Here is a 20,574-nt window from a genome sequence, read left to right as displayed (position 1 = left end):
ACGCAATAGCACTTTTGCCGTCATATAGGGTGATTCACAAGCTACTAAGAACGTCCGAACGCTAAAAGAGAGTATCGCCTGATGACCCCGTCACCCCAGAAGCCGCCACAGACGCCTTCCCACCCTCCGGTACGCGGACGTAAGGCACCCGAAATTCTGCCGGAGATCGACGTCGCAGAGATCGCCACCGCAGTGTACGACTTTCTTTCCGCTACGCGACGTTTGATGGAGCGTCCCAACCAGTCGCTGGAGATCTCCCAGTCGGAGATCGAGGTGCTGCAGTTTATCTCTCAACACCCCGGATGCGGAGTATCGGACGTGGCACGTCTGCGTTTCCTCCGCGCTTCCAATGTCTCGGCAACGGTGCGCCGCCTCATCAATGCGGGGCTTATCCGCCGGCAGGCTAACCCAGAGGACAAACGCGCCCAGGATCTCTATCTCACGGACGATGGCGTGGATATGATGAACTCCATTACTGACGAGTGGGCGCTTATTATCACCAAGGCCACCGACCGGATGGATGCCCGCGATATCGCCAAGCTACGCCGTGGCGTGCCCGCCCTACGAAACCTTTCTTTGGCAGCCGAGTCGCTGGTGGATGACCTCCAGCGCAAACCGGACTAAGCGTCGCGCTTCTTCAGCATTACAAGCCCGACCAAGAACAGCACCACGCACCACGCAGCGAAGTACAGAATCGAACCCGTCTGCCCCCAAGGCGCATCTTCAAGATCACGCATGCCGGTAAACGCATCGGCGTTGGTAAAGGGCATGTACGGCGGCAGCCAATCGCGCACCTTGGGTACGAGCTGCACCAGAGTGCCCTCAATTACCAGGTTCCACAGCAGCATAATGGCAATGCCACCAGCGGTATTGCGAACAAGGTAGCCCACACCGATGGCCGCTGCAATGGTCAGCAGCACGAAGATTTCAATACGACCGACGCGCTCCCACAGGCCGTCTGCACCTAGGCCGGCTTTGCTCAGTAATTCCTGATCTTCGAGCTTCCAGCCCAGCGACCAGTGGGCGATGATAGTACCCAGGACATTGGAGATGAAGGCCACCACGGATGCCACCACGCCATAGACCACAAACTTCGCGAACGGCACCTGCCAACGAGTCGGCGTAGCCAGCAGGGTGGTCTTGCTTGTGTTCGCACCGTATTCGGTGGTCACCAGCATGACCGCCTGGATCATGACGATCATCATGCCGAAGGAGAGGAAGCCGCTCAGCCCCATGCTGGAATCAATCGACCCAGCGACGCTAAGGTACAGCTCCGGATCCTTCTTGGCATCTTCACTGGTCAACAACGATCCGGTCATCATACCGTTGAGCAGCGCGAAGCCCAGGGAGAAGAACAGGATCAGCCCGGTGGTCCACCACAGCGCCTTTGTACTGCGGAGCTTGATCCACTCCGAATTAATGACCCTCATCATTTCTTGTCCCCTTCCTTCCTCAGGCGTACAGCGTTACCGGTCTCTTTTTGACGCCCTTCCGACGGCTCAGATTTCTTGGCATCCCTGACATCTTTGACTTTTTTGCCGTCGGCACCGTCTTGCGCCTTCGGGGCTCCGCCCTTCGCTGACTCGACATTTGCGTGGTACTCCACATGCTCCTGAGTCATGCGCAAGTATGCATCCTCCAGGCTCGGACGCTTCTCGGACAGTTCCCGCAGACGCAGTCCATAGCTATACGCCAAAGCACCCACCCAGTCGCTCTCCTGCTGCGGGATGGTGATGGTCGGACGGCCGTCAAGATCCGTGCCCAATTCGAAACGCATGTTCTCTTCCGTCAGCGCTGCCTTCATCTCCTCGACGTGGTCGGTGCGCACAACAGTGGAGACCTCAGAGGTGGACTTAATAAACTCGTGAGTGCGTTGGTTAGCAACCAGACGTCCCTTGCCGATCACGATGAGGTGGTCGGCAGTCTGTGCCATCTCACTAAGCAAGTGCGAACTGATGAGGACTGTGCGACCCTCACGTGCCAGCGCGCGGACGAAGTCACGCACCCAGCGGATACCCTCCGGATCCAAGCCGTTAACGGGCTCGTCCAGGATCAAAACCTCCGGGTCGCCCAGCAACGCACAGGCCAGACCTAGGCGCTGGCCCATACCCAGCGAGAACTTGCCGGCCTTACGCCCTGCCACATCGCTGAGCCCCACGACGCCCAGCACCTCATCCACACGCTTCTTGGAAAAGCCATTGGCTGCAGCGACCCATTGCAGGTGCGCAGCGGCGCTGCGGTTGGGGTGAACCCACTTGGCATCCAGCAGCGTGCCTACCTTCTCTAAAGGGCGGGCGAACTCGGAGTACGCCTTGCCATCAATACGGGCAGTCCCCTTCGTCGGCTTATCCAAGCCAACGATCATGCGCATCGTGGTGGACTTGCCAGCACCATTAGGCCCCAAGAAACCAGTAACGATTCCGGGAGAGACCTCAAAGTTCAAATCATCGACTACCGTGGTGCCCTTATAGGCTTTGGTAAGAGAACTGACCGTAATCATGGGTTCTAGTGTGCCATACTAAGTCACCTTTAAGCAGACTTTATGGACGCGGAATTACTTAGTCCGTATATACTTTATGGCTATGCCCCCAGTGACTGCGTTCGAGGCAGACCGGTGGATGGACAGCGATGAGCACCCCACCGGTCGTGGCAGGTCGTTTAAGGGGTTCGTGAACCCGGCGTTGGAAGCGCCGCGACGGTTCTTAAGATTCGCCTCCACATCCCCCGGGCTCCTCACTATCGTCTCCACCATTTTGGTGATGGCTATTCTCGCGGCGGGCGGAGCCATGGTCTACAGCTCGCAAAGCCGTCAATCGCAGCTAAACACTCTGGTCAGCCGAACCGAGCCATTGTCGGACGCAGCACAGGAGCTCTTTAATTCGCTGTCCGTAGCCGATTCGGTGGCCACCACCAGCTTCCTTCGAAAGTCCACTAGCGACACAGCTACGCAGGCCTATGATTCCGCAATGTCGAACGCCTCGTCCTCCATCATTCGCGCTACCAGTGGCATCGACGATATTGAGTCGCGGGAAATGGAATTGGTGCTGCAGATCCAGAACTCGCTGCCGGACTACACCAGGCTGATGTCCAATGCGCAGACACACGATCGACTGCGAAACCCCGTTGGCGCCTCGTATCTCTCCCAGGCCTCCACCCTGATGCAGGAAACGATGCTGCCCGCCGCCCAGGAGCTTTATTCCCGCACTTCCGAGGAAGTCTCCACCCAGCAGGGGAAGCTCTCCGCTCCCCTCTGGTTCCCCCTCTCCGGCATCGTGGCGGCACTCGTCATGCTGATGATTGCCCAGTTCTGGCTCGCAGCATTGACCAATAGGCGCCTCAACATCGGATACGTTGCGGCTACGGGGCTTATGCTGTTCGCCCTCGTATGGGCGTCAATAAGCGCCGCCCTGACGTGGCACACCGGTAACCAAAACGTGGAGGGCACCGTGCGACCACTCGAGCAGCTCACTGCTGTGCGCATTTCCGTGCAGCAGTCGCGTACCCAGGAAGCGCTGGGATTGATTCAGCGCGACTACGGCGAGGATCCCCAACAGGAGTTCTCGGAAGCAATGTCGGATATCGACGGAAAATTGGAGTCGCTCCGCAGCCAAGTTAGCCACCCCGAACACATCGATACCGCCCGCGAAGCTCTTCGCTCCTGGGATGCCTCGCACGCAAAGATGGTCTCCGAACTGCAAAATGGACGGTACACCGAGGCTCTTGCTGCAGCGCTGGACACGAATGTGCCGGACGGCGAAAAGAAAGTTCACAACTCGGGCGAGGACACCTCTGACTACACCATCGTCGACAAGGAAATGCAGGAGCTCATCAGCAGCACCCGCACGGAGCTGCGCGATACGCTAGTCGAAGGTCGCACTGCCGCTGGTCACGTGACCAACCTGGTGCTGGCTCTAACGGTCGTGTCCGCACTGTGCGTCATCGGCGGAACCAGGCCCCGACTGCAGGAGTTCCTCTAATGAGACAGCACACCTCGCGAAAAACAACGTTTCGGCCGGTGGCTGCAGCGCTCGCCGTCACCGCACTCGCCGTCACCTCCGCGTGCACAGAAGAGAGCCCGCGTTTGCCTGAATGGCCTACCGTTCGGCACGACGCCAGCGAGGATCTTCCCTACGGGGCAACGTATGCGAAGCCGAGCGAGGTGCCGAGCGATGGTGACGCCGCAGCGGATGCGAATGCGAGCATCGACAACACAGGCACGGAGGAACCGTTTGGCTCGATCAAGCCGGATAACCGTGAGCCGAAGGAGCGTATTCCGGAGATCATGCGCCGGGGTCGCCTTATCGTCGGCGTGGCCCAATCGCTCAACCGCCTGGGCTTCCGCGATCCCGTTTCCGGGGACGTGGCTGGATTCGAGGTCGACTTGGCACGGGAGATCGCCCGCGATATCTTCGGCGATCCCAACAAAATCGAGTTCCGCTACGTGGAAAGCCGCGAGCGCGCTGAGGCACTAAAGAGCGGCGACGTGGACATTGTTGTACGTACGATGTCGCCGACCCGCTCACGCCAGTCGAAACTCGAGTTTTCTATCCCCTACCTGCAGGTTCATTCGCGCCTTTTGGTCTTGAGCGATTCCAAGATCGAGAGTTTTGCCGATCTGCATGACAAGACGGTGTGTGTCACGCGCGATTCGACCTCCGCGGTGCGCATCAAGCAATACGATGTAGGCCGACTCCTACTCACCCGCGCATGGACTGATTGTTTGATGGCCATGCAACGCTTCCAAACGGACGCTATCTACACCGATGACGCCATCCTCACCGGCCTGCAGGCTCAGGATCCCTACACCACTCTGGTGGCTGACAACCCCGTGTCCAACCACTATGCGGTAGCCGTCTCGCCCCCGGGCTTCCCGAGGAATACGACGGGACTGATGATGCAGGTGAACTCCACCATGGAAAGAATCCGCCGGGATGGGACGTGGAGGAACCTTTATGACAAGTGGCTGGCGGACTACTTAGGGCCGGCGTCATCCCTACCGATCAAATACCGCAGCGAAGAAGAGTCGAAGGAACTTAACAAGATCCGGCGAAAGGCGAATGGCGATGCAGCAGGATAACGAGCATCCAAGCGAACCTGAGGACCGCACCGAAGCGGTGCTGTATGACCCCTTCGCTGATGACGAGGATAGCGAGCCTACTGAGGTTACCGAGGCTACCGACGCTGAGGAGCGCACCGAAGCCGTCATCTTTGACCCCTTCGCTGATGACGAGGAGGACGGCGAAGAGCACACAGAAGCCGTCGCCTTCGATCCTTTCGCCGATGACGAAGACACGGACGCAACGATCCAGCACACGGTACCGGCCGGCACGCCGGCCAGTGCGATGGATTCGGGTGAACGTTCCCGTATCGAGGCGCTGTCGACGTTCCGCAAACGGCGCGGAACGTACCGCCACGGAGCGTCGGTGGCTGACGGCATGGTGCAGCTGCCGTTCATCCTGCCTACCGACCCTGAAGACGCAGTCATCGACCCCAGTTCTGCGATCGAGAAGGGCGTGGAGGCCCCTACCCTGAAGCCGGGTGACATCATCGCTGGCCAGTACGAAATCCTAGGCCCCATCGCACATGGTGGCTTGGGGTGGGTGTACATCGCTATCGACCACAACGTCGCCGACCGCTATGTGGTTCTCAAAGGCATGATGGCCACAAAGAACGAGCAGGAACGGGCTGTCGCCGAATCCGAACGGGCATTCCTAGCGGACATTACACACCCCGGAATCGTGAAGATTTTCAACTTCATCGACGACCCACGCTCCCCCGGCGGTTTCATCGTGATGGAGTACGTCGGCGGGCCGTCGCTGCGCGGGCAGCGGCGCAAGTTGGCGGCAGGCGTGCTGGATCTAGACGTGGCCATCGGCTACATTCTGGAAATCCTGCCAGCGCTTGACTATCTGCACTCCCGCGGAGTGGTGTACAACGACCTGAAGCCGGACAACATTCTGATCACCGAAGATCAGGTGAAGCTCATTGATCTGGGAGCAGTGACAGGCATCGGTGCTTTCGGCCATATTTTCGGAACGAGGGGCTTTCAGGCTCCCGAGATTGCAAAGACCGGCCCTACCATCGCCAGCGATATTTACTCGGTTGGTCGCACTCTCGCCGCGCTGATTGTAAAGCTGCCGGTAGTCGATGGAGTGTACGCACCGAAGCTGCCGACCCCGGATGAGGAACCACTGTTCCGCGAGTACCTTTCGCTATATCGCCTGCTACTGCGGGCTACGGACGAAGACCCGGACGTGCGTTTTAGCTCCGCGACGGCTATGGCGAACCAGCTGATCGGCGTGCTGCGCGAGATTCTGGCCATCCGCGACGGGCGCCACTACCCACACCTCAATACTCGCTTTACCGCGCAGCGCAGCACGTTCGGCACCAAGCACATCCTGTTCCGCACCGACCAGCTGGTTGATGGTGTGGTGCGGTCTGCGGAAATCTCCGTGCCGGAGGTGATTAGCGCCCTACCAACCCCGCTGGCCGATTCCAGCGATCCCGGTTATAGGCTCCTATCTGCCACTAGCTTTACCGAGGCCGGCGACCTTTTGGATACCCTTCACGCTGCATACACCCAACCAGAGCTGAAGCATTCCGTGGAGATTCCCCTGGCCATGGTGCGCGCGCAGTTGGACGTCGGCAAGACGCGCGAGGCTCAAGACCTCCTGGCGGAACTGAAACCACGGTTGGAAAATGATTGGCGCTTCCAATGGCACTCGGGAATCGCTGCTCTTTTGACCGGACAGTTCGCCGCGGCACAGAAGTTCTTCAACAGGGTGCTGTACATCCTGCCTGGTGAGCCTGCGCCGAAGCTGGCGCTGGCCGCCACCGATGAACTCCTGCTGCAGCAGCAGGGCGTGAACTCGACGAAGCTGCTGAGCGAGCATGTTGCGCGCGCAGCCTCTGCCCTGGCTTATGCCCAACGGCTACCAGTAAAGGACTACACAGGCGTGCCCGGTTGGGAACATGTCACGCTCGATCCGGTCTCGCTCCGCTTCCATGCAATGCGTCTATACGGCCTGGTATGGGCAACGAACCCCTCCACAGTGTCAAGTGCGTTTGGCCTGGCTCGGCAGCTACATGCGGAGGGAATGGTCGATTCAGCCGTGGGTGCGCTCGACCGCCTGCCCCAGGCTTCGCGGCACAATCGTTTGGCGCGATTGACGTCTATTTTGCTGCTTATTTCTGACGCCAATAGTCTCACCGAGTCCCGTATCCGCCGTGCGGCACGGCGTTTGGAGACGCTACCGACTAACGAGCCGCGCCTGGCTCAGGTTCGGATCGCGGTGCTCAGCGCGGGGCTGACATGGTTGCAAGGCAGCAGCGACCCCACGGGGACGCACAGCACTAAGGAAAAGAGGCATGCTGCAGCCGCGCCTCTGTTTGACGTGCGCTTTACCGAGCGTGGCCTGCGCACCGGTTTGGAATCAAGCCTGCGCCTGCTAGCTCGCCAGGCTCCATTCCCCCGCCACCGGTATCACCTGGTGGACATGGCCAACCGGATCCGCCCACGAACCTGGCTCTAAACAGTTACTGCTGCTCGGCCAGTGCCGTGGCCTGGCGGGCAATAGCCAGTTCCTCGTTCGTCGGCACTACGAAAACCTTCACCGCAGAATCATCAGTCGAGATCTCACGGGCACCCACGATCCCCTCGGAGTTTTCATTGCGGGCCTCGTCAATCTCAATACCGAAGTTCTGCAGGTCTGCCATAGCGTCGCGGCGCACCTGCGTCGCGTTTTCGCCCACTCCAGCGGTGAACACAATCGCATCCACACCGCCCAGGATCAACATGTAGGAACCAATGAATCGGCGCAGCGCGTGGATGTACACGTCGTAGGCCAGCTGCGCATTCTCATCGCCGTCCTCGATCAGATCCTTCAGCTCGCGGAAGTCGTTCACCCCGGCCATGCCCTTCAGACCGGACTCGCGGTTCAGCAGCTTATCGATCTGATCCACCGTCATCCCACCGGAGCGCGCCAGGTGGAAAATAATGCCGGGGTCAATGTCACCGGAACGGGTGCCCATAACCACGCCGGCTAGGGGCGTCAATCCCATCGTCGTATCGATAGCCTCACCGCCACGAATCGCGGCGGCGGAAGCACCGTTACCCAAGTGCAAAGTAATCTGCTTGATTTCCTCGGCGGGCTTATCCAGCAGCGCCGGCACCTTGGCGGAGACGTACTCGTGGCTTGTGCCATGGAAGCCATAGCGGCGAATGTCGTATTCCTCGGCGACGTCCTTCTTGATCGCGTAGTTCGCAGCGTGTTCGGGCAGCGTGGAGAAGAACGCGGTATCGAACACGGCAACGTGTGGGACGTGTTCCAGCAGCGCTCGGGCGTTTTCGATGCCGTCGATATTGGCCGGATTGTGTAGCGGCGCGAGTGGGATCAGTTCCCGCAGTTGCTCGATCACGTCGTCGTCGATCAGCACGGGCTCGGTGAATGTTGCCCCACCGTGAACTACACGGTGTCCGGCTGCGACCAGGTCGAGGTCTTGGGGACCGACGCCCAGAAGCGTCATCATGCCGAAAGCGCGTTCTAGGCCAACAGAGTGGCTCAGGATGGGACGGTTATCTTCCATCTTCGACGTCTCCGTCTGAATCTGGATGTGTCCCTTCTTCTCTCCGATCTTCTCGACGATGCCGGAGACAAAAGGATCCGCCGTCGCATCGGCTTCTGGGTCGAGCACTTGGAATTTGATGGAACTAGATCCCGAGTTGAGAACGAGTACGTACTTGGTCATTGGTTCTTAATCTTCTCTCTTCTTCTGATGCGTTCGCTGCCTGCGGCGCGTTCGCGTGGCCTGACGCTCTATTTGGCCTGGATGGCGGTAATGGCCACGGTGTTTACGATGTCCGGCACGGTCGCGCCACGCGACAGGTCGTTCACCGGCTTGTTCAGGCCCTGCAGGATCGGCCCCACGGCCAGTGCGTCGGCGGTGCGCTGTACGGCCTTGTAGGTGATGTTTCCGCAGTTCAGATCCGGGAAGATAAACACGGTAGCCTGGCCGGCGACAGCGGAGCCGGGTAGCTTTTTCTGGCCGACGGATTCCACTACCGCAGCGTCGAACTGCAGCGGGCCATCCAATTGCAGTTCCGGGTTGTTCTCCTGAGCCTTCTTTACAGCAGCGGCGACGGCTTCAACATCCGCGCCTGCGCCGGAGGTGCCTGTGGAGTAGCTCAGCATCGCCACCTTCGGCTCGATGCCGAACTGGGCGGCGGTCTGCGCGGATACTGCTGCGATCTCCGCCAACTGGTCGGGGGTGGGGTCCGGGTTCACGGCGCAGTCGCCGAAAGCCCACAGCACGCCGTCCATGACCATAAGGAAGATGGAGCTAACCACCGAGGAACCCGGCGCGGTCTTGATGATCTGGAAGGAGGGCTTGATGGTGTGTGCAGTGGTGTGTGCGGCACCGGAGACCATGCCATCGGCAATTCCCTTGTGCACCATCATCGTTGCGTAGTAGCTAATGTCGCGCATTGTCTCGCGCGCCTGATCCAACGTCACTCCCTTGTGCTTGCGCAGCTCGGCGAATTCGGCGGCGAATTCCTCCAGCTGATCACCAGCGGTGGGGTCGGTCAGCGTGGCACCGGACAGATCCAACCCCAGCTCCTTCGCACGGCTGGCGATATCATCCGGGTTACCGAGGATCGTCAGCTTGCACACCTTGGCGCGCAGCAGCTGGTCTGCTGCGGTGAGGATGCGGTCGTCTTCGCCCTCTGGCAGCACGATGTGTGCATTCTTCTCGCGAGCCTTGATCAGCAGGTTCCGCTCGAAGAGCTCTGGGCCGATCACCGGCTCCTTCTGCCCTTCGATGGTGGCAATGTCCTCCAGCGCAACGTGGCGAATCGCTTTGCCCTCGGCTTCAACGGCATTGGAGCCTGCCGACCCAGCTGCGGCGGTGGCGTCCACAAAAGAAATACCGGCAGGCGTGCGACCTGAGCGCACAAGCTGTCCCGAGGCAAGCTGTAGGGCCGTGGCATCCGCGGTGCTTCCCGCTAGCAGGTAGTGGGAGGCGCCGGCAGCCGCAGCCAGCCGCGAATCGAAGTTGATCTCGCCGGTGCCCAACAACACCGCACCGCTAGTGTCCGCACCATAGGCCGCGTCGAGGGCGGCGGCGAAGTCCGGGGCGGAGGGGCGAATGTTGTCGAAGATGTCGATGGCGCCTGCCTCCCCCAGGGCGTCCACAATGTCGGAGCGTCGCGCAGCGGCGCTAGCTATCGGCGAGATGACGGCATTGGTGCCAGCAGTTCCGTTAGACACAGCTCACAAACCTTCCTTAATGGAGTTCTATTTAACTTCCATTGTGCCTTGGACAGCACCACACTGGCGATACTTGCGTGGAAGGTTTGCCCTTCCCTACCCCCTGGCGCGCGTCTTTTCGCGCTGTCGCTGTGTAGCTTCGTCTCGCTCTACTGTGTCTCGACGCCCACTCGTCTGTCGCTCCGGGGTGTCAGTTTCGCTATATGCGTTGCGCTGCTGAGAGTTATCCGGTTCTGGGTCGTCCCCGGTCAACGAGCGTTCCAGCAGGGAGCGCTTGCGCACAACAACGAGGGCAATGATTACGGCCAAGCCGATGAGGATCACGCCAACCACCCCAAGGAAACCGAAGTAATTCACCAGGCGCGTGGAGTTCAGCAGCATCAGCAGAGCGCCAACGACACCACCGAGTACTTCTGGCTTCATAATGGTCACGATCCAGGCGGCGATGGGAGCCGCAATGGCGCCGCCGACGAGGAGGCCGACGACCGGCTGCCAGTTTTCCGCCAATTCAGACCCCATGCCCGCGAAGAATCCAGCAGTGGCGGAGAGGGCGACCAGGAATTCGGCGGTATTGACGGTGCCGATGATGCGTCGCGGTTCTGCCTTGCCCACGCTCATCAGGGTAGAAGTAGTGACGGGTCCCCAGCCTCCACCGCCGGAGGCGTCGAGGAACCCCCCGGCCAAGCCCAGCCCCGCTAAACCAAAGCGGGAGCGGCGGGTGGTGGATACCGGTTGAGTGTCCTCCCCCTTCTTCCACGGCACGGCAACACTGCGCACGAGAACATACGCACCCAGCAGCACCAATAGGGTGGAGACGACGGGTTCTGCGGCTTTAGTGGAAAGGTTACTGAGCACATAAGCACCCATGAAGGCGCCGATGGCTCCAGGCACCCCAAGAGCTAGCACGGTTGGCCAGTGGACGTTCTTTAGCCTCCAGTGGGAAAGGCCGGAGAAGAGCGTGGTGCCGACCTCGGCCAGGTGCACGGCGGCGGAGGCGTGGGCAGGTCCCAGGCCGGAGAAAATCAGAAGTGTCGTTGCCGTGACGCCGAATGCCATACCCAGCGCACCGTCGACTAATTGCGCTATCACGCCGACCAGAGCGAAAATCAAAATCTTCATGGGTTAGTCCTAGAAAGTTGTGGGGGAAGAATGTCTTTGCAGTGCGCTAAAGGCGCGGTCAACCACGACCGGGGCGATCGCGTCACCTAGATGGCGCGTACACTTCCGGCCGTGCGGCATTCGGTTTTTGGCTCTATCCCAGAGCAGGCCGGGACTAACGAACAAGGGGACGGTGACGGTGTGATCGTCTGCGAAGTTCAACAGAGCGTCCGTATCACTACCGGGGTGGTTTCCAGTGGCGACGAAAGCGCGGGTGTGACGCATCTTCAGCCGGGAGCCGACGCGGCTGGCAAACTCGGCGATTCCCTCGTTGGCGCCGGGTTGGCTGGATCCCACGGAGTACAGAGCGAGTTTGTCGATGTTCGAAGTGCCTCCGACAGTGTCAGCAAGATACTGAGCCGTAAAGTCAGCCACCAGCGCTTCCATGTCAGCACCGGTTCCCAAGCCATCGGCTAGGTGGAGCGTAAGCCCTGTGGAAGAGGTGGCGTCGATAGATTCTGCAGCTTCGGCAATAGCAGCGGGGACATCATGGCGAGCGTGGAAAGCCCTAGTGAAGAGCAGCGGAACCACCACAGCCTCGGTGTACCCCGCTGCCACAATGCGATGGGCAACGGTAGCGAGGGTGGCTGGGTGGAAGTCCAAGAAAGCGGCGAAGGCCGGCACCCCAGTGCTAGCGGAAATGCGCTCGGCGATGTCGAATACCGCCTGATCCGCCTGTGGGTGGCGGGATCCATGCGCTAAGCAAATGATGGGTACCGGGCCGGTCATGTTAGTTCACCAAACCTGCGGTGAGAGTATCGCCGGTGCCGGGGTTCACCAGCAGCAATGAACCGACTCGGCCACCGCGACGATAAGGTTCGACCGGTAGCGGCTCGGCCACCGTCACGCGCACCTCCGCGATGTCGTTCAGCGCCAGCTCGTCGGCACTGCCGTGGGCGATTTCCTCATCGCTGCGGTTACGGCCGGAGATGTCCACGCGGCGAATAACCTCATCCACTCGTCCGCGTACCAGTGCAGTGCCGTAGCGCACCAGCACGTTGCTGCGCAGACGTACCGGGGTTTCGGCAAGGTGGAACACCGTGGCGGTGAAGGACTGTTGCGGCTCCGGCAGATCCGGCGCCGCGATGATGTCCCCACGGGACAGGTCGATGTCGCGGTCCAGACGGAGGGATACGGATTCGCCACGGGTGGCGGACTGCTGCTCCCCTGCGGGGCCGTCGATTCCCTCGATGACTGCCTCGCGACCATCAGCCAGAACCGTATCGCCGACGGACACCGTGCCAGCGGTGACGCGTCCCGCATAGCCGCGGTAGTCGGTAGCGTGATCGCGGATGACGATCTGGATTGGGAATCGCAAGCCACGCTCCACGTCCACGGTGTTCTTCGCTGGCTCGGTGGTCTCCAGGATCTCTAGCACCGATGGACCGGTGTACCACGGGGTGTTCTGGCTGCGCTCGACGACGTTGTCGCCCAGCAGAGCGGATGTCGGGATTACATCGACGTGTGCCAGGCCCAGCTCGGAGACCAAAGCGTCGACATCGGACTTGACCTCGTTGAAGACATTCTCGTCATAGTCCACCGCATCGATCTTGTTCACAGCGACGATCACGTGGGAGATCTTCATCATCGCCGCCACGGTCAGGTGGCGACGGGTCTGCTCGATCACGCCATTGCGGGCGTCAACCAGAACGATGACCAGCTCCGAGGTGGATAGGCCCGTGACGGTGTTGCGCGTGTACTGCACGTGGCCGGGAGTATCGGCCAGGATGAAGCTGCGCTTATCGGTGGCGAAGTAACGGTAGGCCACATCGATGGTGATGCCCTGTTCGCGTTCGGCACGCAGGCCATCGACCAGCAACGAAAGGTCGGGGTTTTCCAGCCCCTTGGCGTTGGAAACGCGCTCGACGGACTCGTACTGGTCGGCCAGGATGGACTTCGTATCGTGCAGCAGGCGGCCCACGAAGGTCGATTTTCCGTCGTCGACGGAGCCGGCGGTGCACAGGCGGAGGGTCGGCAGGTTGGTGGACATCAGAAGTAACCTTCCTTCTTGCGATCCTCCATGGAGGACTCACTGAGCTTGTCGTCGGCACGGGTGGCGCCGCGCTCGGTGGTGGTGGACTGGCGGATCTCTTCGATCACGTCCTCGATGGTCGTGGCGGTGGAAAGAACTGCGCCGGTGCAGCTCATGTCGCCGACGGTGCGGTAGCGCACGGTCTTTTCCACTAGCTCCTCGCCGTCCTTCGGCCCGCCCCATTCGCCCGGGGTCAGCCACATGCCATTACGGTTGAAGACTTCGCGCTGGTGGGAGTAGTAGATGGCCGGAACCTCAACATTGCGATCGCGGATGTAGTCCCACACGTCAGCTTCAGTCCAGTTGGAGATTGGGAACACGCGGATGTTTTCGCCCACTTGGTGGCGGCCGTTGTACAGGCCCCACAGCTCCGGACGCTGGCGGCGCGGGTTCCAGCCGCCGAAGCTATCGCGCACAGAGAACACACGCTCCTTGGCGCGGGCTTTCTCTTCATCGCGGCGGGCACCACCCAGCACAGCGTCATAGCCACGGTTCTGGATCGTCTCCACCAGTGGCACGGTCTGCAGTGGGTTGCGGGTGCCATCGGGGCGCTCCTGGATCGCACCGCTGTCAATCCAGTCCTGTACGGCGGCAACGTGCAGTGTCACCTTTGGATCTGCAGCGATCTTGTCGCGGAACTCGATGACCTCCGGGAAGTTGTGGCCGGTATCCACGTGCACCAGTTCAAAGGGCACGGGGGCGGGGTGAAATGCGCGCTTGGCTAGTTCCAAAACCACGACGGAATCCTTGCCGCCGGAAAACAGCAGCGCAGGACGGTCGAACTGGCCTGCTACCTCGCGCAGGATCTCGATTGCTTCCGCCTCCAAGCTCGCCAGGTGGGGCGAAAGGGCGGTGTTGTTATCAGTGCTCATGTGTGAAGTCCGCATTCTGTCTTGTTGGTGCCGGCCCAGCGACCGGATCGGGGGTCCTGTCCTTCGGCGACCGGCAAGGTGCAGGTCTCGCAGCCGATCGACGGGTAACCCTGCTTGGTCAGAGGGTTGATGATCAGATCGTGGTCGGTGATATAGGCCTCCACGTCCTCGTCACTCCAGGCGACGATGGGATTGATCTTCAGTCGGCCGGTGCGGTCCACGTCCAGCACCGGGGTGTTGGCGCGCAGGGCGTTGTCCACGCGGCGCACGCCGGTGATCCAGGCGTTGAAGGGGTTGAGCATTCGCGCCAGGGGCTCGACCTTGCGCATGCGGCAGCAAGCGGTGTTGTCGCGGGAGTACAGGCGCGGACCGTAGACCTTGTCCTGCTCCTCGCGGCTGAGTACCGGGGTGATGTTTTCCAGTGGCAGGTTGTAGCGCTGCTGTACCTTGTCGCGGGTTTCGAGTGTCTCGGCAAAGTGGTAGCCGGTGTCCAGGAAGACCAGTTCCGCGCGGTCTTCCGCCAGGCGGCCTTCTGCCAGCTCAGCCAGGACGGTGTCCTGCATGGACATGGTCACGGCGATCTTCCCGGGCACGTGTTCGGCCACCCAGTCCATGATTTCTTCGGCGTTGGCGCCCTCTAGCTTGTCGTTCCATTCGGCGACGAGCTGCTCGTTGGCGGCTCGCTCCTTGTCACTCAGTGGCGTGGTCTTGGTCGGCGCGCCCTTCGGACTCTCGGCGGGGTCTCGGAAGTCATCCGAATTCCCGCTGAGCAGGCCGGTCGCATCTACCAGGCTCATGAGCTCCTCTTCTCGGGGGTTGTTGGGTTTGTGAAGTGTGTCTTGCAAGAACTCGGGGAAGCTTTTCCCTAGACAGACCGATCAGTCTGTTTTAACTTTCACCACAATAGACCAATCTGTCCATCTTCTCAACCAAGTTCAAGATTCTTTATGACGCCCCACCGCCGCGACCTGCACAAAGGGCACGAAAGGCCTTTCAGGGGTGGAGGCAAGGGGCGTCAATAAAAAGTCAGTTACAACAGCTGTCCGTGGAACTTGACGGAGAAAACGCGCATACACTCGCGGCACTGCCAGGCGTTGTCGGTTTCCGCGTCGGGGAACAGGTTCTGGGACATGCAGTAGGGGCAGTTGTTCACGGTGGCGCGGCGGGCATTCGGGTGGCCCGCACGGCCGCCGACCTGCTCATTCACACTCGGGAGGGAGTCGAAATCAGGAACACTCATGGGCTACACCAACAACTCGTCGTCGGCGCGGATAACCCAGTCGCGGAACTCCTCACCGTCAGTGCGGTGGGACTTGAAGTTCTCCACGACGCGCACCACATAGTCGCCCAGATCCTTGGAGTAGACCTGGTTGCCGCGAACCTTCTTGCCGAAGTGCGACTCCATACCGATAGTGCCGCCGAGGTGAACCTGGAAGCCCTCCACGCGCTCGCCTTCGTCAGTGGTGAGGATCTTGCCAGACAGGCCGATATCCGCCACTTGGGTACGGGCGCAGGAGTTCGGGCAGCCATTAAGGCTGATCTTCAGCGGCACATCGAGGTCGCCGAGGCGATCTTCCAACTCATCAACCAGTGCGATGGCGCGCTGCTTGGTGACAACGTGAGCCAGCTTGCAGAACTCCAGGCCAGTACAGGAGATGATGTCGCGACGGAAAGCCGAGGGCTTGGCAGACAGGCCGAGTTCTTCCAGGTCTGCAGCCAAAGCCGTGGCAGCTTCGCGCTCCAGATCCAGGAACAATAGCTCCTTATCGGGAGTGGTGCGGATGTTGGTGGTGCCGTACTTTTCCGCCAGGTCGGCAAGCTGCTGCAGTTGCTTACCATCGGTGTGGCCAACCGTGGGTTTTACGCCCAGATAGAACTTGCCGTCCTTTTGCTCGTACCGGCCGACATGATCGCGGTAACCGGGGTACTCCCCCGGCGCCGGGCCGTCCAGCAGCGGGCGCTTGAGATACTCGTTTTCCAGCACTTCACGGAACTTTTCCACACCCCAGTCGGCGACCAGGAACTTCAGGCGGGCGCGGTTACGCATGCGGCGGTAGCCATAGTCGCGGAAGATTCGCACCACACCAGCCCATACCTCAGGCACTTCGTCGAGCGGCACCCACACACCTAGACGCTGCGCGAGCATCGGGTTAGTGGACAGGCCACCGCCGACCCAGACATCAAAGCCGGGGCCATGTTCCGGATGCTCGGAGCCAATAAAGGCCAGGTCTTGGATTTCGTGGGTGACGTCCTGGCGGGAGTGCCCGGAGATTGCGGATTTAAACTTGCGGGGCAGGTTGCCAAATTCAGGGTCGGGCAGTAGCTCCTTTTTGATCTTCTCGATGGCCGGACGGCCATCGATGATCTCATCCTTGGCAATACCGGCGACTGGAGAGCCAAGGATGACGCGTGGCACGTCGCCGCAGCCGAAGAAGGAATCCAGGCCAACCTTTGCCAACTCATCCCAGATCGTCGGAACGTCCTCGATACGAATCCAGTGCAGCTGCACGTTCTGCCGGTCAGTGAAGTCGGCAGTGTTACGCGCATACTTTTCGGAAATCTCACCGATGGTGCGCAGGCCGGCCGAGCTCACCACACCGCCATCGAGGCGGATACGCATCATGAAGTAGTTATCCTGCAGCTCAGCATTGGTGAGGGTCGAGGTCTTTTCACCATCGAGCCCCTGCTTGCGCTGCGTATACATACCAACCCACTTGAAGCGTGGGGCGAGATCTTCCGCCGGGATGGAGTCAAACCCTTCCTTGGAATAGATGTCACGGATGCGCTGCATCACGCTAAATCCAGGATCCTCCTGCTTGATTCGCTCGTCGTCATTGAGCGGCTCTCGGCCATCGACAGCCCACTGCCCTTGGGGCTTGCGCTGCTTCTTGCGGCGCGGACGTGCCGGCTTCTGTGCGGCGTCCGCTCCGGTGGTCGATTCGGTCGTCATCGTCTCTCAACCTCTGTCTAGACTGATCAGTCTGTCTACATTGTCCGGTTCAGGTTAGATGGCATCTCGCACAAATTCAAGCGATTTCTTGATTTTTGTAGACAGAGTTGTCTATAGTTCGTGGAGTTACCCGCGGTGACCCCGATGTAGTGACCCCGTATGGAATTTCGCTACATTGGACTGTGTTATTTCATAAGCAGTTCGAACGCTTCATGCGGTTCACCCGGCGCGATACAACAATCGCTCCGCGCGAGCTCAATATGCGAGTTCAGCACCGCGGTTTACCCACGACCGAAGTACGACCCGAATAAGAAGGATTTGCACCAGACATGCCCGAGAATCGCCCCCTTCGCATTGCAGTCATCGGCTCCGGCCCGGCAGGTATCTACGCCTCCGACGCACTAACGAAGTCTGAGGCTGACGTTAGCGTCGACATTTACGAGCGCATGCCGGCACCCTTCGGCCTCATCCGCTACGGAGTTGCTCCCGACCACCCGCGCATCAAGGGCATCATCAAATCCCTGCACAAGGTGATGGATAAGCCCGAGATCCGCCTGTTCGGCAACATCAATGTCGGCCAGGACGTCACCATCGACGAACTAAAGCAGTTCTACGATGCCGTCATCTACGCCACCGGCGCCACCGATGACCGCCCGCTAAACATCCCCGGCGGCGAGCACACCATCGGTGCGGGAGAATTCGTCGGTTTCTACGACGCTAACCCGTACTTCGAGGAAAAGTGGGATCTGTCCGCTGACTCTGTCGCCGTGGTCGGCGTCGGTAACGTCGCCCTCGACGTCGCCCGCGTGCTGGCTAAGACCGGCGACGAGCTAAAGGTCACCGAGATTCCGGACAACGTCTACGACTCCCTAAAGGACAACCAGGCCAAGGAGGTGCATGTCTTTGGCCGTCGCGGTCCGGCACAAGCGAAGTTCACCCCGCTGGAGCTGAAAGAACTGAACGATTCCGACACCATCGAGATCGTTATTGATCCAGAGGACATCCAGTACGACGAGGGCTCCGAAGAGGCACGCCGCGCATCCAAGATCCAGGACATGGTCTGTACCCGCCTGGAGCAATACGCCATCGCCGATCCGAAGGGCGCTCCTCACAAGCTCTTCATCCACTTCTTCGAGTCTCCTGTCGAGGTTAAGTCCGACGCCGAAGGCCGCGTGACTGCCTTTGTCACCGAGCGCACCGAGCTCAATGGCGATGGCTCTGTTTCTGGCACCGGCAAGCTCACCGAGTGGCCGGTGGGCGCGGTCTACCGCGCCGTGGGTTACAAGTCCGATGAGCAGCCTGGCCTGCCCTGGGATGAGCGTCAGAACGTGCTGCCCAACGTCGGTGGCCGTGTACTGACCGAAGGACCGACCGCCGACGGCATCGCGGGCGTGCCCGGTTCCGCTGACCCGGAGGCAGAAAAGCGCGAGCGCCTGCCCGGCGTCTACACCACCGGCTGGGTCCGCCGCGGCCCGGTTGGCCTGATCGGCAACACCAAGGGCGATGCGAACGAGGCTGTGGCCAACCTGCTGGAGGATGCCGCCAACGGCATCGGCTTTAACCCCGAGAAGCCAGAACTTGAGGCCGTAGAGGCCTTCCTGGAAGAAAAGGGCATTGACCACACCACCTGGGATGGCTGGTACAGCCTGGATAAGCACGAGCGCGAGCTCGGCGAGGCCGAAGGCCGCGAGCGCAAGAAGGTGCGCGAGTGGGCTGAGATGCTGCACCACGCCAAGGGCAAGAACGTCTAAGCAGGGATACTGAAAGTAGGAATACGCAATACCTAGGAAAACGCAACACCGTGGCTAACACTCCCTCCCCTACTGCCGGCGCCGCCGAGTTCCCGGATGTTCATTTCACCGGGCGCGCCCTACTAGCAATGCCCGCCCAGCAGCTGCATCCGCTGTACAAGTTGCGCGTGGACGTGTTCGTCCATGAACAGCAGACACCTTTCGCGGAGATCGACGATATCGATCCGCACCCGAATACCCACCATGTGCTGGCCTATATCCACCCCGGCAGTGGCCCGGAGTACCCCTTCGGCCAGCCGGATCCAGGATCTCCCCTGCGCCTGGTGGGCACCGCCCGCGTGTATGGCAAGCCAGATGACCAGCACATTGGTCGCATGTGCGTAGCCAAGGATGTCCGCGGACGCGGCATCGCTACGCAAATCATGGAGCAGGCGCTGGAGGTCTGCAAGGGCCGTGCCGCCGCATTAGACCCGACTACCCAGGCTGCCCGCGTCTCCCTCAACGCCCAGGAGCAGGTGCAGGACTTCTACGCAAAATTCGGCTTCAAGCCTGTTGGGGAGCCTTTTGAGGAGGAAGGCATCCCGCATGTCACGATGGAGTTGGAGCTCTAGCCCGCCATCTCCGCCGCTACCTCGGCACATTCCTTACGCCCGCAGGTGGCACTCTCCGGGTCCGCAGCACAGCTATCACACAGCAGAATCTGCTCGCGGCACTGCTCATTCACACAGTTATGGAAATCGTTGGTCGCGTGACCACACGCTCGGCAGCGGCCCAGCGTAGCGGCGTCATCACTAAATTCCATGTGCATACGCCCGTCGAAGACATACAGGGAACCCTCCCATAGACCCTGGTCACCGTACTTTTCCCCATAGCGGACGATGCCACCGTCGATCTGATAAACCTCCTCGAACCCGCGGTTCTTCATCAGCGAGCTGAGGATTTCGCAGCGGATGCCGCCGGTGCAGTACGTGACGACAGGCTTGTCCTTCAGATGGTCGTATTTGCCAGATTCAATCTCGCCGATGAAGTCGTGGGTAGTACGTACATCGGGCACCACCGCATTCTTAAACTTGCCGATCTCCGCCTCCATGGCATTGCGCCCGTCGAAGAAAACCACCTCGTCGCCACGCTTTTCCACCAGGTCGTTGACTTCCTCCGGCTTCAGGTGCACGCCACCACCGATCACGCCGTTTTCATCCACCTTCAACTCATCCGGGGCGCCGAAGGCCACAATCTCATCGCGCACCTTCACGGACAGGCGCGGGAAGTCGTCGGCTGAACCAGCGGACCACTTGAACTCCATCTTCTTGAAACCCGGGAATTCGCGGGTGCGCCGCACATACTGCTTGCAGCTAGCCAGCGATCCGCCGACGGTGCCATTGATGCCGTGCTTGCTGATGAGGATGCGCCCCTTCAGTTCCAACTGCTCGCACAGCGCACGTTGCCACAGCATCACCGCGGTCGGGTCGTCGATCGGGGTGAAGCAGTAGTACAGCAGAATGCGGGTTTCGTTGAGGTCGGTTGCGCTATGTCCCATACCCCG

18 protein-coding genes are annotated in these 20,574 nt (G+C 60.4%); 6 read left to right on the top strand and 12 right to left on the bottom strand.

Annotation, left to right across the window (positions count from 1 at the left end; translation table 11 throughout):
- Positions 1 to 81 precede the first annotated feature (81 nt).
- Positions 82 to 624 carry a MarR family winged helix-turn-helix transcriptional regulator gene (locus tag AC05K6_RS03815; RefSeq protein WP_476727821.1) on the top strand — a complete coding sequence of 181 codons (543 nt, stop codon included), beginning with the start codon at positions 82 to 84 and terminating at the stop codon, positions 622 to 624.
- Here the strand turns inward: AC05K6_RS03815 and AC05K6_RS03810 are convergent.
- A complete protein-coding gene (locus AC05K6_RS03810) occupies positions 621 to 1,433 on the bottom strand; it encodes an ABC transporter permease (protein ID WP_293792258.1) in 813 nt (270 codons plus the stop codon). The genes AC05K6_RS03815 and AC05K6_RS03810 overlap by 4 nt on opposite strands.
- The gene (locus AC05K6_RS03805) at positions 1,430 to 2,500 is read right to left on the bottom strand and encodes an ABC transporter ATP-binding protein (RefSeq protein ID WP_476727820.1); all 1,071 of its coding nucleotides are present in this window, start codon (positions 2,498 to 2,500) and stop codon (positions 1,430 to 1,432) included. Before AC05K6_RS03805 ends, AC05K6_RS03810 begins: the two co-directional genes overlap by 4 nt.
- A gap of 76 nt (positions 2,501 to 2,576) precedes the next feature.
- Between AC05K6_RS03805 and AC05K6_RS03800 the strand changes: the two genes are divergently transcribed.
- From AC05K6_RS03800 to AC05K6_RS03790, 3 genes are read left to right on the top strand one after another with little or no spacing between them, the layout of a single operon-like run.
- Positions 2,577 to 3,977 (top strand): hypothetical protein, encoded by a 1,401-nt coding sequence (locus AC05K6_RS03800; RefSeq protein WP_476727819.1) that lies wholly within the window; start codon positions 2,577 to 2,579, stop codon positions 3,975 to 3,977.
- A complete protein-coding gene (locus AC05K6_RS03795; RefSeq protein WP_476727818.1) occupies positions 3,977 to 5,077 on the top strand; it encodes a transporter substrate-binding domain-containing protein in 1,101 nt (366 codons plus the stop codon). The genes AC05K6_RS03800 and AC05K6_RS03795 overlap by 1 nt, the downstream gene beginning before the upstream one ends.
- Positions 5,058 to 7,532, top strand: coding sequence for a tetratricopeptide repeat protein (locus tag AC05K6_RS03790; protein ID WP_476727817.1), 2,475 nt, complete (start codon positions 5,058 to 5,060; stop codon positions 7,530 to 7,532). The genes AC05K6_RS03795 and AC05K6_RS03790 overlap by 20 nt, the downstream gene beginning before the upstream one ends.
- Before the next feature lie 4 nt (positions 7,533 to 7,536).
- Here the strand turns inward: AC05K6_RS03790 and AC05K6_RS03785 are convergent, their stop codons facing one another.
- From AC05K6_RS03785 to AC05K6_RS03745, 9 genes are all read right to left on the bottom strand, one after another.
- Positions 7,537 to 8,748 carry an acetate kinase gene (locus AC05K6_RS03785; RefSeq protein WP_293792252.1) on the bottom strand — a complete coding sequence of 404 codons (1,212 nt, stop codon included), beginning with the start codon at positions 8,746 to 8,748 and terminating at the stop codon, positions 7,537 to 7,539.
- 68 nt (positions 8,749 to 8,816) lie between these two features.
- Positions 8,817 to 10,268 (bottom strand): phosphate acetyltransferase, encoded by a 1,452-nt coding sequence (gene pta, locus AC05K6_RS03780; RefSeq protein ID WP_476727816.1) that lies wholly within the window; start codon positions 10,266 to 10,268, stop codon positions 8,817 to 8,819.
- A gap of 96 nt (positions 10,269 to 10,364) precedes the next feature.
- Complete coding sequence (locus tag AC05K6_RS03775) at positions 10,365 to 11,387, bottom strand: sulfite exporter TauE/SafE family protein (RefSeq protein ID WP_473963540.1); 1,023 nt, start codon at positions 11,385 to 11,387, stop codon at positions 10,365 to 10,367.
- Between the two features lie 9 nt (positions 11,388 to 11,396).
- The gene (locus AC05K6_RS03770; RefSeq protein ID WP_476727815.1) at positions 11,397 to 12,155 is read right to left on the bottom strand and encodes a sirohydrochlorin chelatase; all 759 of its coding nucleotides are present in this window, start codon (positions 12,153 to 12,155) and stop codon (positions 11,397 to 11,399) included.
- A gap of 1 nt (position 12,156) precedes the next feature.
- Positions 12,157 to 13,416 (bottom strand): sulfate adenylyltransferase subunit 1, encoded by a 1,260-nt coding sequence (locus AC05K6_RS03765; RefSeq protein ID WP_293792247.1) that lies wholly within the window; start codon positions 13,414 to 13,416, stop codon positions 12,157 to 12,159.
- Entirely contained in the window at positions 13,416 to 14,330 is a 915-nt protein-coding gene (gene cysD, locus AC05K6_RS03760; RefSeq protein ID WP_293792245.1) for a sulfate adenylyltransferase subunit CysD, read from the bottom strand. The genes AC05K6_RS03765 and cysD overlap by 1 nt, the downstream gene beginning before the upstream one ends.
- Positions 14,327 to 15,127, bottom strand: coding sequence for a phosphoadenylyl-sulfate reductase (locus AC05K6_RS03755; RefSeq protein ID WP_476727814.1), 801 nt, complete (start codon positions 15,125 to 15,127; stop codon positions 14,327 to 14,329). Before AC05K6_RS03755 ends, cysD begins: the two co-directional genes overlap by 4 nt.
- 233 nt (positions 15,128 to 15,360) lie before the next feature.
- On the bottom strand, positions 15,361 to 15,570 hold the full coding sequence (locus AC05K6_RS03750) for a hypothetical protein (RefSeq protein ID WP_476727813.1): 210 nt from the start codon (positions 15,568 to 15,570) through the stop codon (positions 15,361 to 15,363).
- Between the two features lie 3 nt (positions 15,571 to 15,573).
- On the bottom strand, positions 15,574 to 17,280 hold the full coding sequence (locus AC05K6_RS03745) for a nitrite/sulfite reductase (protein ID WP_476727812.1): 1,707 nt from the start codon (positions 17,278 to 17,280) through the stop codon (positions 15,574 to 15,576).
- Between the two features lie 329 nt (positions 17,281 to 17,609).
- On the opposite strand from AC05K6_RS03745, the gene AC05K6_RS03740 reads away from it, so the two are divergent.
- Positions 17,610 to 19,031 (top strand): FAD-dependent oxidoreductase, encoded by a 1,422-nt coding sequence (locus tag AC05K6_RS03740; RefSeq protein WP_448306956.1) that lies wholly within the window; start codon positions 17,610 to 17,612, stop codon positions 19,029 to 19,031.
- Positions 19,032 to 19,081: 50 nt separating this feature from the next.
- Entirely contained in the window at positions 19,082 to 19,642 is a 561-nt protein-coding gene (locus AC05K6_RS03735; RefSeq protein ID WP_476727811.1) for a GNAT family N-acetyltransferase, read from the top strand.
- Here AC05K6_RS03735 and trhO read toward each other — a convergent pair.
- Positions 19,639 to 20,568 carry an oxygen-dependent tRNA uridine(34) hydroxylase TrhO gene (gene trhO, locus AC05K6_RS03730; protein ID WP_476727810.1) on the bottom strand — a complete coding sequence of 310 codons (930 nt, stop codon included), beginning with the start codon at positions 20,566 to 20,568 and terminating at the stop codon, positions 19,639 to 19,641. The genes AC05K6_RS03735 and trhO overlap by 4 nt on opposite strands.
- Between the last annotated feature and the right edge of the window lie 6 nt (positions 20,569 to 20,574).

Source organism: Corynebacterium sp. TUM25020, assembly GCF_056388495.1.
This window is presented reverse-complemented; position numbering and strand designations above follow the sequence as displayed.

Bases quoted from the DNA above. Each gene is read 5' to 3' on its own strand.
- AC05K6_RS03815 (WP_476727821.1), top strand. From the start codon at position 82: ATGACCCCGTCACCCCAGAAGCCGCCACAGACGCCTTCCCACCCTCCG.
- AC05K6_RS03810 (WP_293792258.1), bottom strand. From the start codon at position 1,433: ATGATGAGGGTCATTAATTCGGAGTGGATCAAGCTCCGCAGTACAAAG.
- AC05K6_RS03805 (WP_476727820.1), bottom strand. From the start codon at position 2,500: ATGATTACGGTCAGTTCTCTTACCAAAGCCTATAAGGGCACCACGGTA.
- AC05K6_RS03800 (WP_476727819.1), top strand. From the start codon at position 2,577: ATGGCTATGCCCCCAGTGACTGCGTTCGAGGCAGACCGGTGGATGGAC.
- AC05K6_RS03795 (WP_476727818.1), top strand. From the start codon at position 3,977: ATGAGACAGCACACCTCGCGAAAAACAACGTTTCGGCCGGTGGCTGCA.
- AC05K6_RS03790 (WP_476727817.1), top strand. From the start codon at position 5,058: ATGGCGATGCAGCAGGATAACGAGCATCCAAGCGAACCTGAGGACCGC.
- AC05K6_RS03785 (WP_293792252.1), bottom strand. From the start codon at position 8,748: ATGACCAAGTACGTACTCGTTCTCAACTCGGGATCTAGTTCCATCAAA.
- AC05K6_RS03775 (WP_473963540.1), bottom strand. From the start codon at position 11,387: ATGAAGATTTTGATTTTCGCTCTGGTCGGCGTGATAGCGCAATTAGTC.
- AC05K6_RS03770 (WP_476727815.1), bottom strand. From the start codon at position 12,155: ATGACCGGCCCGGTACCCATCATTTGCTTAGCGCATGGATCCCGCCAC.
- AC05K6_RS03765 (WP_293792247.1), bottom strand. From the start codon at position 13,416: ATGTCCACCAACCTGCCGACCCTCCGCCTGTGCACCGCCGGCTCCGTC.
- cysD (WP_293792245.1), bottom strand. From the start codon at position 14,330: ATGAGCACTGATAACAACACCGCCCTTTCGCCCCACCTGGCGAGCTTG.
- AC05K6_RS03755 (WP_476727814.1), bottom strand. From the start codon at position 15,127: ATGAGCCTGGTAGATGCGACCGGCCTGCTCAGCGGGAATTCGGATGAC.
- AC05K6_RS03750 (WP_476727813.1), bottom strand. From the start codon at position 15,570: ATGAGTGTTCCTGATTTCGACTCCCTCCCGAGTGTGAATGAGCAGGTC.
- AC05K6_RS03745 (WP_476727812.1), bottom strand. From the start codon at position 17,280: ATGACGACCGAATCGACCACCGGAGCGGACGCCGCACAGAAGCCGGCA.
- AC05K6_RS03740 (WP_448306956.1), top strand. From the start codon at position 17,610: ATGCCCGAGAATCGCCCCCTTCGCATTGCAGTCATCGGCTCCGGCCCG.
- trhO (WP_476727810.1), bottom strand. From the start codon at position 20,568: ATGGGACATAGCGCAACCGACCTCAACGAAACCCGCATTCTGCTGTAC.